General features: G+C 39.9%; 12 protein-coding genes. 7 read left to right on the plus strand and 5 right to left on the minus strand.

Going from position 1 to position 12,823, the window contains the following annotated elements; genetic code table 11:
* Window positions 1–33: 33 nt before the first annotated feature.
* Both mnmC and trpCF read right to left on the minus strand, forming a co-directional pair.
* On the minus strand, window positions 34–2,034 hold the full coding sequence (gene mnmC / locus GM698_RS00705) for a bifunctional tRNA (5-methylaminomethyl-2-thiouridine)(34)-methyltransferase MnmD/FAD-dependent 5-carboxymethylaminomethyl-2-thiouridine(34) oxidoreductase MnmC (protein WP_209289477.1): 2,001 nt from the start codon (window positions 2,032–2,034) through the stop codon (window positions 34–36).
* Between the two features lie 215 nt (window positions 2,035–2,249).
* Window positions 2,250–3,674, minus strand: coding sequence for a bifunctional indole-3-glycerol-phosphate synthase TrpC/phosphoribosylanthranilate isomerase TrpF (gene trpCF, locus GM698_RS00710; protein WP_209289478.1), 1,425 nt, complete (start codon window positions 3,672–3,674; stop codon window positions 2,250–2,252).
* Window positions 3,675–3,775: 101 nt separating this feature from the next.
* On the opposite strand from trpCF, the gene GM698_RS00715 reads away from it, so the two are divergent.
* Genes GM698_RS00715 through GM698_RS00725 form a run of 3 tightly spaced genes read left to right on the plus strand, consistent with a single transcriptional unit; the run spans window position 3,776 to window position 4,995 of the window.
* On the plus strand, window positions 3,776–4,087 hold the full coding sequence (locus GM698_RS00715; protein ID WP_176809015.1) for a YqcC family protein: 312 nt from the start codon (window positions 3,776–3,778) through the stop codon (window positions 4,085–4,087).
* A gap of 4 nt (window positions 4,088–4,091) precedes the next feature.
* The gene (gene truC / locus GM698_RS00720) at window positions 4,092–4,820 is read left to right on the plus strand and encodes a tRNA pseudouridine(65) synthase TruC (RefSeq protein ID WP_209289479.1); all 729 of its coding nucleotides are present in this window, start codon (window positions 4,092–4,094) and stop codon (window positions 4,818–4,820) included.
* A gap of 10 nt (window positions 4,821–4,830) precedes the next feature.
* Entirely contained in the window at window positions 4,831–4,995 is a 165-nt protein-coding gene (locus GM698_RS00725; protein ID WP_209289480.1) for a YoaH family protein, read from the plus strand.
* 1 nt (window position 4,996) lies between these two features.
* Here GM698_RS00725 and GM698_RS00730 read toward each other — a convergent pair whose 3' ends face one another.
* Entirely contained in the window at window positions 4,997–5,857 is an 861-nt protein-coding gene (locus GM698_RS00730; RefSeq protein WP_176812471.1) for an inorganic triphosphatase, read from the minus strand.
* A gap of 60 nt (window positions 5,858–5,917) precedes the next feature.
* On the opposite strand from GM698_RS00730, the gene GM698_RS00735 reads away from it, so the two are divergent.
* From GM698_RS00735 to serS, 3 genes are all read left to right on the plus strand, one after another.
* Complete coding sequence (locus tag GM698_RS00735) at window positions 5,918–7,327, plus strand: YcjX family protein (RefSeq protein WP_176808316.1); 1,410 nt, start codon at window positions 5,918–5,920, stop codon at window positions 7,325–7,327.
* Window positions 7,328–7,527: 200 nt separating this feature from the next.
* Window positions 7,528–8,007, plus strand: coding sequence for an SsrA-binding protein SmpB (gene smpB, locus GM698_RS00740; RefSeq protein WP_176808315.1), 480 nt, complete (start codon window positions 7,528–7,530; stop codon window positions 8,005–8,007).
* Window positions 8,008–8,046: 39 nt separating this feature from the next.
* Window positions 8,047–9,354: a serine--tRNA ligase gene (gene serS / locus GM698_RS00745; protein WP_209289481.1), complete on the plus strand. Its 1,308-nt coding sequence runs from the start codon at window positions 8,047–8,049 to the stop codon at window positions 9,352–9,354.
* A gap of 46 nt (window positions 9,355–9,400) precedes the next feature.
* Here serS and GM698_RS00750 read toward each other — a convergent pair whose 3' ends face one another.
* Window positions 9,401–9,679, minus strand: coding sequence for a BrnA antitoxin family protein (locus GM698_RS00750; RefSeq protein WP_176812467.1), 279 nt, complete (start codon window positions 9,677–9,679; stop codon window positions 9,401–9,403).
* Entirely contained in the window at window positions 9,648–9,932 is a 285-nt protein-coding gene (locus tag GM698_RS00755; RefSeq protein ID WP_176812466.1) for a BrnT family toxin, read from the minus strand. The genes GM698_RS00750 and GM698_RS00755 overlap by 32 nt, the downstream gene beginning before the upstream one ends.
* 250 nt (window positions 9,933–10,182) lie before the next feature.
* Here GM698_RS00755 and leuS point away from each other — a divergent pair, with 250 nt between their 5' ends.
* Window positions 10,183–12,768, plus strand: coding sequence for a leucine--tRNA ligase (leuS, locus tag GM698_RS00760; RefSeq protein WP_209289482.1), 2,586 nt, complete (start codon window positions 10,183–10,185; stop codon window positions 12,766–12,768).
* Window positions 12,769–12,823 lie beyond the last annotated feature (55 nt).

A 12,823-nucleotide genomic window follows, 5' to 3' on the forward strand; every position in this document is an offset into this window, starting at 1 on the left:
AACTCCCGAAAATAAAATTTCGGGATTTGCTTTTTATCCCACCGCTGAACCTTTTAATAATTTTCTCATCCAAGTTCGATTTGGACTTAAATTATGCCAAATATCTTCACTGATGGGTACTGGCTCATTCGCAATTAGGCTTGCTAACAGTTCTCCTAATAACGGGGCTGTAGTTAAGCCACGAGAAGCCAAGCCATTAACCATATATAAATTTGCAAAAATATCCGCAGTTTCAACCGCTTGCTTTCGCCTTAATTGGTTATACAAGTTAGCGTATTGTATTTTTTGTTGCTCAAAATGATGCATTGCCCCCACCATCGGCACTCTGTCTCTAAGGGCTGCTCGAACGCCAACTTTCGCCCTGTTTTCAGATAAATCAACCCCATCCGTCCAGCTACAAGCGGTTACATTTTGCTGAAGTTTTGCAAGATTTTCACCATGTTCGGCTACACTGAAATCCATTTCCGCATTATCACGAATATGGCTTGCCCCAAGACAATGGGTGCCTGATGTCGATTTTGGCGTTAAATAACCATCATAGCAAACCACACATTTTAGTTTTTGCAGCTCCGCTGTGGTTGGAATTTGGCTTACCTGTCCTCGAACAGGATAGAGCGGAATACCATTGGCTTGGCTAAATTCATTGAGCGTATGACCATTGGCAAATACAACGGCTTGATGTTGAAATGTTTTTCCATTCATCTGCCATTGCCACTTTCCTTGAGAAGGATGTAACGCTTCCACTTTATGGCTAAGTACAATATTCAAGCCTTTATCTTCAAGCCAAGCAAAACCATTTCTCACAAGTTGCACTGGTGAGAGCCAACCACCTTGTGGAATAAAAGCACCTCCATTTGGTACTTTTAAACCTAATTTCTCGCTTAATTCTGTGGCTGAGCAAAGTGTAAACAGTGTCTCATCCTCTGTCAGCTCTGCCATTTTCTCCAATTTTTTCGCTGTTTTATGATCATAGGCGTAAAGTGCTACGCCATTTGCATTATATTCAAACTCAATTTGACTTTTTAATTGTGCCAATCGCTGCAACGCATAATCAAAACTATGGATATAAAACCTGACATTACGCTCATCATCATCGCTCAGCTGTGGATAAATCGCACCTTGTAAATTGCCAGAAGCATTCATTGCAACATTTTCATCTTTACAATAAAGCGTCACTTGTTTGCCTTTTTCTAAGAGCGATAACGCAACAAATAAACTTGCTACCCCGCCACCGATAATTGCCACATCATCTACTTTTTCATTTTTTGCATAAAAATAGGGGTAATTGGGGGCGTAAATTATGCTATCAAGCGGTTTTTCGCCAAATAGCATTTCACGTTTTTTGCCAAAACCCTTGCGTTTTTTCACCTCAAAACCAGCCGCTTGTAATCCTTTTCTCACTGCACTTGAAGCCGTAAAAGTCGCAAAGCTACCGCCCTGAGAACTTAAGCGAAACATTTGATTGTAAAGCTGCTCATTCCACATTTCAGGATTTTTATCTGGTGAGAATCCATCTAAAAACCAAGCATCAACACTAGAATTATATAAATCGCCCAACTGTGGTAAATTTTCTGCAATATCGCCAAACCATACATCTAAATAGATATTGTCAAAATGGTAACGCTGACAACCGCTCTGGCGGGGCTGCCAACAAGCGGTTAATTTTTCAGATAATATGGCAAATTGCGAATAATGTTTATGAACCTCATCTAATTGCGTTGAAGTTAAAGGAAACTTTTCGAACGAAATAAAGTAAAGGCGCTTAAGTTGATTTTCTGGAAAAGCCGCTCGAAATTGCTGAAACTTATCAGCAACGGCTAAAAAATTTAAGCCTGTCCCAAAACCCGTTTCAGCAATCACAAAAGCCTCACTTAAATGTAATTGCCATTTTTCCCAAAGTTGATTTCCTTCTTGGAACACATACTGACTTTCTGCTAGGCCATCTTGGGTGGAAAAATAAATATCATCAAATTGCTCAGAAACAGGCGTATTTGCCGCATTAAATGAAAGCGAGGCAAAAGTGAGTTTAGACATATATCCCTCAAAACAAAACACGGAAAATCAAAGGATTTTCCGTGTCTTAATAATAGAATAAATATTAGAAAATATTGTAGGCTAAAAATACGATCATACTTAGTGAAAACACCACTGTTAGCATTGAATAACCCAAAGTCCCCATAATATAAACCCTCATTGTTAGTTATTGTTAAAAACGATTTTATTCTAACACACTTTGATTCGCAGTGTCGCTACGCGTGAATAATTTTCGTAAAACAAGCGGTTAATTTTGCAAAATCTTTTACACCTTTAGCACTTTCAACACCTGAATTTAAATCTACGCCTAAGCAGCCTTGGAGCAAAGCCTCTTCAATATTCTCTGCATTAATTCCACCAGCTAATAACGCTTTCTGTTTTAATGCAGCTGGAATTAATGACCAATTAAATATGGTACCCGTGCCACCTTGTTGATTTGCGACTTTACTATCTAATACATAGCGAGTAATTTTTGGATTATCGGTAAATTCAATGTGTTCAGCGTCAAGATCTACCGATAATGCTTTCCAAATTTGCGTTTTATCGCCCAATTTTTCAGCCAATTCGGCGATATATTTCTCATCTTCTGAACCGTGTAACTGCACTGCACATAATTCAAGCTGTTTTGCAATTTTTTCTACAAATTCTACCGCTTGATCTTGGAAAACGCCTACATAACACAAAGGAGCATTTACCACCAATTCTTGTGCTTGTCGTAATGAAAGCTGGCGAGGAGAACCTTCTGCAAAAATTAAGCCACCGTATAATGCACCTTGCTCATAAACCGCCTTTACGTCTTGTACTCGGGTTAAACCGCACACTTTATTTTCCCCGAACATAACCGCACGCACGGCATTATCCAGATCACGATTTCCCATTAAACTACTGCCAATTAAAAAGGAATGCACATAAGGCTTAATGCGTTTTATCTGATGATGATCATTAATGCCCGACTCTGAAATCAAACACACATCGGCAGGAATGTGATCTTGATATTTTTCTACCAAGCGAACAATTCGGTTCATATCAATCTTCAGCGTGTGTAAATCACGGTTATTCACGCCAATCACTTTCGCTTTCAAGGCTAACGCACGTTTAAATTCCGATTCTGTACTGGTCTCGGTTAAAACACCCATTCCTAACTCGTGAGCTAACGCAGAAAGTTCACGGTAAGTTTCATCATCAATAACAGAGAGCATCAGCAAAATCGCATCGGCATTATAAAAACGAGCGAGATAAACCTGATAAGGCGAAATCATAAAATCTTTGCACAAAATTGGTTGTGTAGTTTGCTGTTTTACTTGGTCGATATAGCGAAAATCGCCTTGAAAATATTGCTCATCGGTCAAAACTGAAATCACGCTCGCATAATTTTTATAAACTGATGCAATGTGATTTAAATCAAACTCAGCTCGAATCAACCCTTTTGATGGAGACGCTTTTTTGCATTCTAAAATATAAGCTGGTTCTTGATGCGTACCTTTAGCTAATTCAGCATAAAAATCACGCTCACTTTTCACAATTTTATGCTGAAACTCTCTTAGTGGAAAATCGTGCTCTTTTTGCTTCACCCAAATCGCTTTATCTTGTACGATTTTTTGTAAAATAGTTGGCTGATGAGTTGAATCTGAATCTTGCATATAAATTCCTAGAGAGAAGTAAGTTTGAATGGTAGAATTTGCCCTTATTTTTACTGAAAAAAACGCATTTAACAAGTGAAACTGAAATGAAATCTCCCGAAATAAACGCAAAAGTTAAACAACATTTATCTGACTTAGAAATCGCTCTTCATATTCATCAGCTTTGGGAAGCCACACCCCCAAGCCAAGAAGCCTTAGCCAATCAACAACCATTTTGCCTAGACACGTTAACCCCCACGCAATGGTTACAATGGATCTTTATTCCAAGAATGCGAGCAATTTTAGAAGCTAATGCAAATTTGCCTCGCAATTTTGCCATTACGCCTTATTTGGAAGAGGCATTGAAGAATGAAGACTATCTTCCCACCATTTCAGCACCGATATTAAAATTAGAGCAATTATTAAAAGATTAAACGAATGGAACTTGAAATTTTATACCAAGATGATGAAATCATAGCGATCAATAAACCTGCCGGAATGCTGGTTCATCGCTCCTGGCTTGATAAGCACGAAACTATTTTTGCTATGCAAACGTTGCGAGATCAAATCGGGCAACACGTTTTCCCAATTCATCGGCTTGATCGCCCTACTTCTGGTGTTTTGCTCTTTGCATTAAATAGCGAAATGGCACGGCTTATGAGTGAGCAATTTGAACAACATCAAGTACAAAAACGTTATTTAGCGATTGTGCGTGGTTATTTGCGAGGAAAAGCACGAATAGACTATCCGCTCAAAGTGGTTTTAGATAAAATCGCCGATAAATTTTCGCAAGAAAAAGCCGCTCAAGAGGCTATTACTGATTATGAAGGCTTAGCTACTGCTGAAATGCCTTTCCCTGCGGGAAAACATTCAAATGCACGTTATAGCTTGGTAGAATTATATCCCCGAACAGGCAGAAAACACCAACTTCGCCGCCATTTAAAGCATCTTTTTCATCCTATTATGGGCGACAGTAAATATGGTGATCTCCATCAAAACCGTGCGTTGAGCGAAAAATCAGGTGTAGGTCGTTTAATGCTACACGCCCATAAGTTACAATTTCAGCACCCAAAAACTTTGCAAAAAATTGAAATAATTGCACCGCTTGATAAGCAATGGCAAACCCTCTTCGCATTTTTTAACTGGAACCTCCCACCCTTAAACTAAAAGGAACATTATGGATAATTCACTTTTATCACTTACCCACGAGCAACAACAAGCAGCCGTGGAAGACGTTCAAAAGCTGATGGCAGAAGGCATCAGTGCAGGAGAGGCAATTCAAATTATTGCTAATCAATTACGAGAAAAACACAAAATATCGGAGAAAATGAAAAATGAATAAATTATGAGGCATATTCTCGTTTTTTCAATGCCACCAAATTGGATAAAAAATAGCCTTTACTTTTTACAAATTCTTTTGCCTGCTGCCAAGAATCAAATTGCTGGTTGGTGCATTGATTAAAGCGTGCCAGAACAGCACGATTTTCACCCCCTATTCGAATAAAATCAGCCAACTTTTGTTCTAGCTGATAACTATTTTCTTGTTGCATTGCATTGGCAATTTTTTGTTCAAATTTAACCGCTTGTCCACTCAAATAGCCACGTTGAGCCTTACTTAAACCGCTGAGCCACATTCCATCAATTTGTGGCATAGTGTCCACTAAGAGCAATAAATCACTTAAATTACCTTGTTTAATTTCAAACTCCAATTCACAAATAACTTCTTTACCATATTGGTTTTTAATCAAACCTTGATCAAGTGCCACCTCCACTTCAGACTCTCCTACTTTATATAACCAAATTTCACGAATGAAATCTGTACTAAACATCACTTGTAAACTATCGGCAATCTGTTTGGCATTCTCAAAAGGCAAATTAAATTTTTTAACTAAAGCGAGAAAATCGGGATCATTTTTTGAAAGTGCTAAATTATATTCAGGGCGAATATGTAAGCCACCAACTATTTCGCCTTGTGTTTTAAGCGTCATTTCAAATTGATGATTGTATGCACGCACCCTCAGCCCCATCTGTTTTGAGGCAAAAAACTGCTCAGGTGTATCATAATAACAATTCGCTAATAGTTGAGATTTATGCTCAATTAACTCAAACCGTTCTAAGCTATTCAGCCAATTTTTAATGAACGGAATGTTAGATTTATTGAGCATAATTTTCAGCTCAATTTCTGCTGGATTTTTGTTTTCCATTTAACACAGCCCCACAACGTTGTATAATCAAGCGGTTATTTTATCAATAAAAGTTGCAAAATGTTTTCTAAAATTCATCATAAACTGAATAACTTTGTTCAACGTGGGTTGGATAATCACTTACGCCTTGCTGTTACAGGGTTAAGCCGCAGTGGTAAAACAGCATTTATTACCAGCCTGATTGATCAGCTTTTACACATTAATCAAGCGGGCAACGCCCATTTGCATTTATTCGCCCCTGCTCGCAATGGGCAAATTATTTCGGTAAAGCGGGTAGAACAGGGCGATTTAACCATTCCTCGATTTGAATATGATAAAAACCGCCAATCTTTTGAAGCTAATCCGCCTTACTGGCCAAACTCAACCACTGGCATTAGTGAAATTCGTCTTGCGATTCGCTACCAACGCCAACACTCCCTACTTCGCCATATTAAAGAAACAAGTACGCTATATCTGGATATTTTTGATTACCCTGGCGAATGGCTATTGGATTTACCACTACTCTCTCTTTCATATAAAGAGTGGTCACAAACCCAGCAAGCGGTACATAAAGATAAACGTTTCGAATTGGCTCAACCTTGGTTACAAGCGGTCAAAAAAGTCGATCTTTTTGCAAAAACAAACGAAAACTTGCTCGCAGACTTAAGCCAGCAATACACCGATTATTTACTCGCCTGTAAAGCAGAGGGAATGCAATATATTCAGCCAGGGCGATTTGTGTTGCCAACAGAAAATTCAAAAGGTGCTCCCGTTTTCCAATTTTTTCCACTGTTAGATTTAAACCAAGCAGAATGGGAAAAGCTAGAGCAAAGCGATAAAAACAGCCTGTTCCATACACTAAAAAAACGTTATGAGCATTACCAGAAAAAAATTGTGAGACCATTTTATGAAGATTATTTCTCAACATTCGACCGCCAAGTGATCCTAGCCGACTGCCTCACACCATTAAATTATGGCTATAATGAATTTATGGAAATGAAATTAGGGCTACAGCAGCTTTTCAACCATTTTCATTACGGTAATCGCTCGCTATTTAGCCGACTTTTCTCTTCAAATATCGACAAGCTACTATTTATTGCCTCGAAAGCTGACCATATCACAAGCGATCAAATACCAAACTTAGAAAGCCTGATGCGACAACTTGTACAAGAAGGGGGCAGACACGCCGAATTTAATGGCATTGAAACGGGTTATTTAGCCATTTCTGCAATTCAAGCAACCGATGCGGTAAAAGTCACGCAAAACGATAAGACTCTGCGAGCAATTCGAGGTATCCGCTCAAGCGATAAAAAACAAGTGACGCTCTACCCTGGCACAGTGCCAAGCCGATTGCCAGATAAAAATTATTGGCAATTTAACCATTTTGAGTTCGATCAATTTGAGCCAAAACGGATTGAGTTTGACCAATCTATTCCACATTTACGAATGGATTCGGTATTACAATTTTTACTTGCGGATATGTTTGAGTAACCACAAGCGGTCATTTTTTATGAATTTTTTACTCGCTATGCTCGCACGTCTAGCCATCAGCAAAGTGGATAATAAAACACACGCTTTTTGCAAATTTTTCAGCAAATTTGACCGCTTGCAAAGGTTTCCCTCCTTTCGCTGTTCACTGTTTAGCTCGTTTAGGGTAGAATTCAAATAAATTTTTAACACTTTCTAAAATTATGGCAAAAAAACCAAAAGCAGCATCGAATACGATTGCATTAAATAAACGTGCTAGACACGAATATTTCATTGAAGATGAAATTGAAGCAGGGATTGAACTACAAGGCTGGGAGGTAAAAGCACTTCGAGCAGGAAAAGGCAATATCAGCGACAGTTACGTCATTTTTCGCAACGGCGAAGCCTTTTTATTTGGCGCGATGATTACGCCACTTAATATGGCATCAACCCACATCGTGAGTGACCCAACTCGCACCCGCAGACTCTTGCTAAACAAACGTGAGCTAGATTCACTTTTCGGAAAAGTCAATCGTGAAGGCTACACCGTTGTAGCAACCTCAATGTATTGGAAAAATGCGTGGGCGAAAGTGAAAATTGGCTTAGCAAAAGGGAAAAAGCTACACGACAAACGTGAAGATATTAAAGATCGTGAATGGCAAGTCGCCAAACAACGTATTATGAAAAATGCGAATCGTGGATAAACCTTATCCATTAATAGATTTTAAATTAAGGAAATTAATATGATAGACCAGAATCTACTGCGTACCAACCTAGAAGAAGTTGCAGAAATATTAAAAATTAAACGTAATTTCATTTTAGATATTGAGCGTGTGAAATCGTTAGAAGAACAACGTAAAACCCTGCAAGTAAAAACTGAAACTTTACAGGCTGAGCGTAATGCCCGTTCTAAAAATATCGGTGCCGCTAAAGCACGTGGCGAAGATATTTCAGCCCTTTTAGCTGAAGTGGATTCGATGGGTAACGAACTAGACTCAGCAAAAGTAGAATTAGACAAAGTCCAAAACCAAATCCGTGAATTACTATTATCTGTACCCAATTTACCCGCAGAAGAAGTTCCATTAGGTAAAGATGACAGCGAAAACCAAGAAATTTCTCGCTGGGGTGAGCCTCGTCAATTTGACTTTGAGGTGAAAGATCACGTAGCACTAGGTGAAGCGTTAAACGGTTTAGATTTTGCCGCAGGCGTGAAATTAACCGCTAGCCGTTTTGTGGTAATGAAAGGCAAACTGGCTCGTTTGCATCGTGCGTTATCGCAATTTATGTTAGATTTGCACACCGAACAGCACGGCTACATAGAAACCAACGTACCATTTTTAGTGAACCAAGATTCATTATTCGGCACAGGTCAGTTACCCAAATTCGGCGAAGATTTATTCCACACACAACCATTAATGGGGCAAGATCCGAACGAGGTACAGCGCTCATATAGCTTAATTCCAACCGCTGAAGTGCCTGTCACAAACTTAGTGCGTGATGAAATTATTGATGAAGAAACCTTGCCATTACGCTACACCGCCCACACACCGTGCTTCCGTTCTGAAGCGGGTTCTTACGGGCGTGATACGCGTGGTTTAATTCGTATGCACCAATTTGAAAAAGTGGAAATGGTGCAAATCGTTGCTCCTGAAAAATCAATGGAAGCCTTAGAAGAATTAACAGGCCACGCGGAAAAAGTATTACAACTTTTAGGCTTACCATACCGCAAAGTGTTACTCTGCACAGGCGATATGGGCTTCGGTTCAGCAAAAACTTACGATTTAGAAGTGTGGCTACCAGCGCAAAACACTTACCGTGAAATTTCATCTTGCTCAAATATGTGGGATTTCCAAGCGCGCCGAATGGCTGCACGTTGCAAAGCAAAATCAGACAAAAAAACTCGCTTAGTGCATACCTTAAACGGCTCAGGTTTAGCAGTGGGACGTACGCTTGTGGCTGTGCTTGAAAACTACCAAAATGCCGATGGCTCAATTACTGTGCCAGAAGTGTTAAGACCTTATATGGGTGGTGTGGAAGTGATTAGGGCTTAACTCCTATTAAAAAAGCGAATCCTTAATGGATTCGCTTTTTATCTATTCAATGCTGAGCAATATAATCTTCCAAAACCTTATTCATTCTACTCTGCCAACCCTTGCCTGTAGCTTTAAAAGCCTCGATCACATTTGATGAATAACGAATTGTCACACTCACTTTTTTGTTTTGGCTTAAAGGTCTGCCCCTTTTCTTAGCTTGTGATTGTAAAACTAAAGATTGAAGTTGTTCAGGCATTTGCTGGAATGCCAAAGCATTATCAATATCTGCCTGTGTCCATTCCGGATTTTCATTATCTATTATCTGATTTTCTGTTTTTTTCATAAATTGCAATCTCTCTTGAATTAGCTTTTCTAAAACTGATTACCCTCACCACTTCCTGCCTTAGACAAAAAACCAAGGCGTAAAGTCGAGTCTCAATTAGTCCTAAAGCTTGATACCTAATTTCGCCGTATTCATTGCGTAAATCTTGTTTAATAAATGCAGTATCAAATTCGAAATCCTTTACCATTGAGAAAGGGAGTCCTCTTTCTAAGGTATTTTTTATACTTTTTTGCTCATCATATTCCAATTTCATTTGCGATGAACCTCATCAGTTATAACATCATCACTCAATCAAATCAATATTTTTTGTTGTTACAAAAATATCTTGAAATATCATAATCAAAGTTCTGCATTTTCTCACTTATCATTTAATGATTTTTCGAAGCATATCGCAAAAATCTGCAAAAAACCTTGTAAATCCCACCGCTTGCCATTCAAAAGAGCCTTGTTTTACGGTATTATCACAGCAATTTTTTAACTAATTCAAAGCAAGGTTAGATTTTATGCAACAACAATACACCCCAAGTGAGATTGAACCGAAAGTTCAGCACTATTGGGCAGAAAATAAAGTGTTCAAAGCAGTTAAAGACGTTACTAAAGAGAAATATTATTGCCTTTCAATGCTGCCTTATCCATCAGGCAAATTGCATATGGGACACGTGCGTAACTACACGATTGGCGATGTAGTTTCACGCTATCAACGTATGATCGGTAAAAACGTGCTTCAACCAATGGGTTGGGACGCATTCGGCTTGCCAGCAGAAGGGGCAGCGGTGAAAAACAATACTGCTCCGGCTAAATGGACGTACGAAAATATCGAATATATGAAAGGTCAGCTTAAAATGCTGGGCTTCTCTTACGACTGGGATCGTGAAGTGACAACCTGTCGCCCTGAATATTACAAATGGGAACAATGGTTCTTTACTGAGCTGTATAAAAAAGGCTTGGTTTATAAAAAAACCTCAACCGTAAACTGGTGTCCGAATGATGAAACCGTACTTGCCAACGAGCAAGTTCACGAGGGTTGCTGCTGGCGTTGCGATACGCCTGTTGAACAGCGTGAAATTCCGCAATGGTTTATCAAAATTACCGATTATGCGGAAGAATTATTATCACAATTAGATAATCTCCCACAATGGCCAGATCAAGTCAAAACAATGCAACGCAACTGGATTGGTCGTTCTGAAGGGGTGGAAATCACCTTCAAAATCGCTGGTTCAAACGCAACCTTGCCTGTTTACACCACTCGCCCAGATACCTTCTTTGGCGTGAGCTATGTCGCAGTAGCAGCCGCTCACCCATTGGCAGAATTGGCAGCAGAAAATAATCCTGAATTAGCGGAATTTATCCGTGAGGCTAAAAACACCAAAGTGGCTGAAGCCGAACTTGCCACAATGGAGAAAAAAGGAATGGCGACCGGCTTATTCGCTATTCACCCATTAACAGGCAAAGAAGTGCCAGTTTGGGTCGCAAACTTCGTATTAATGCACTATGGAACTGGTGCGGTAATGGCTGTGCCTGCCCACGATGAACGTGACTTCGAGTTCGCTCAAAAATACGATTTGCAAATTAATCAGGTAATTCGACCGCTTGATGGCTCAGAATGGGATTTCTCAAAAGCAGCTTACACCGAACACGGTAAATTAATCAATTCTGCTGAATTTGACGGCTTAGAATTTGAGGTAGCATTTAATGCGATTGCAGACAAATTAGAAGCAATGGGCGTGGGTAAACGCCAAGTGAATTTCCGTCTGCGTGACTGGGGTGTTTCTCGCCAGCGTTATTGGGGGGCACCAATTCCAATGATGACAACCGAAGAAGGCGAAGTGGTAACTGTTCCATTACAAGATCTACCCGTGATCCTGCCTGAAGATGTAGTGATGGACGGCGTGAAAAGCCCAATCAAAGCAGATCCAGAATGGGCAAAAACCACTTACAACGGCAAACCCGCATTGCGTGAAACCGATACTTTCGACACCTTTATGGAGTCATCTTGGTACTACGCACGCTACACTTGCCCGCAATATTTTGATGGAATGTTAGATTCTGACGAGGCAAATTATTGGTTACCCGTAGATCAATATATCGGCGGTATTGAGCACGCGACAATGCACTTGCTCTACTTCCGTTTCTTCCACAAATTATTGCGTGATGCAGGCATTTTAAATTCAGACGAACCCGCAACGAAACTACTTTGTCAAGGTATGGTACTTGCGGATGCGTTCTACTACACCAGCCCAACGAACGAGCGTATTTGGGTCAGCCCAACGCAAGTAACCTTGGAGCGTGATGAAAAAGGCAGAATCACTAAAGCAACCGATCCTGAAGGTCGTGAGCTAGTTCATAGCGGTATGACGAAAATGTCGAAATCGAAAAACAACGGTATCGACCCACAAGAAATGGTGGAAAAATATGGTGCGGATACGGTTCGCTTATTTATGATGTTCGCCTCCCCTGCAGAAATGACCCTTGAATGGCAAGAATCTGGCGTAGAAGGCGCAAAACGATTCTTAGGTCGTGTATGGAATTTAGTGTATGAATATGCAAAATCGCCAGCAACGACAATTTTAGATACATCTGCATTAGACAAAGCCCAAAAAGAGCTTCGCCGTGATGTTCATAAAACAATAGCAAAAGTGAGTGATGATATTGGTCGCCGCCAAACCTTCAACACAGCAATTGCGGCGGTAATGGAACTAATGAATAAGCTCACCAAGGCACCGCTTGAAAGTGAGCAAGATAAAGCAGTAATGGCGGAGGCCTTAAGTGCGGTGGTGCGTATGCTCTACCCAATCACGCCACATATCTGTTTTGAATTATGGCAAGCCTTAGGTAATGAGCAAACCATCGACTTCGCCCCTTGGGTGCAAGCAGACGAAACTGCAATGGTAGAAGATGAAAAACTCGTTGTGGTGCAAGTAAACGGTAAAGTGCGTGGCAAAATTACCGTACCTGCAACCGCAACTGAAGATGAAGTGAAAACTATTGCCAAAGCAGAACCGAATGTAGTGAAATTCTTAGATGATCAAGAAATCATTAAAGAAATCTATATTCCATTTAAAATGTTGAGCTTTGTAGTTAAAGGATAATATCTATATAAATTGATAGTACAAGCTGCTAAGCTTGTACTATCTTAGAGGAAAA

Source organism: Mannheimia sp. ZY171111, assembly GCF_017750945.1.
Lineage (GTDB): Bacteria > Pseudomonadota > Gammaproteobacteria > Enterobacterales > Pasteurellaceae > Mannheimia > Mannheimia pernigra.

Coding starts and splice junctions, on each gene's coding strand:
- mnmC (WP_209289477.1), bottom strand. CDS start 2,034: ATGTCTAAACTCACTTTTGCCTCGCTTTCATTTAATGCGGCAAATACG.
- trpCF (WP_209289478.1), bottom strand. CDS start 3,674: ATGCAAGATTCAGATTCAACTCATCAGCCAACTATTTTACAAAAAATC.
- truC (WP_209289479.1), top strand. CDS start 4,092: ATGGAACTTGAAATTTTATACCAAGATGATGAAATCATAGCGATCAAT.
- GM698_RS00725 (WP_209289480.1), top strand. CDS start 4,831: ATGGATAATTCACTTTTATCACTTACCCACGAGCAACAACAAGCAGCC.
- GM698_RS00730 (WP_176812471.1), bottom strand. CDS start 5,857: ATGGAAAACAAAAATCCAGCAGAAATTGAGCTGAAAATTATGCTCAAT.
- GM698_RS00735 (WP_176808316.1), top strand. CDS start 5,918: ATGTTTTCTAAAATTCATCATAAACTGAATAACTTTGTTCAACGTGGG.
- smpB (WP_176808315.1), top strand. CDS start 7,528: ATGGCAAAAAAACCAAAAGCAGCATCGAATACGATTGCATTAAATAAA.
- serS (WP_209289481.1), top strand. CDS start 8,047: ATGATAGACCAGAATCTACTGCGTACCAACCTAGAAGAAGTTGCAGAA.
- GM698_RS00750 (WP_176812467.1), bottom strand. CDS start 9,679: ATGAAAAAAACAGAAAATCAGATAATAGATAATGAAAATCCGGAATGG.
- GM698_RS00755 (WP_176812466.1), bottom strand. CDS start 9,932: ATGAAATTGGAATATGATGAGCAAAAAAGTATAAAAAATACCTTAGAA.
- leuS (WP_209289482.1), top strand. CDS start 10,183: ATGCAACAACAATACACCCCAAGTGAGATTGAACCGAAAGTTCAGCAC.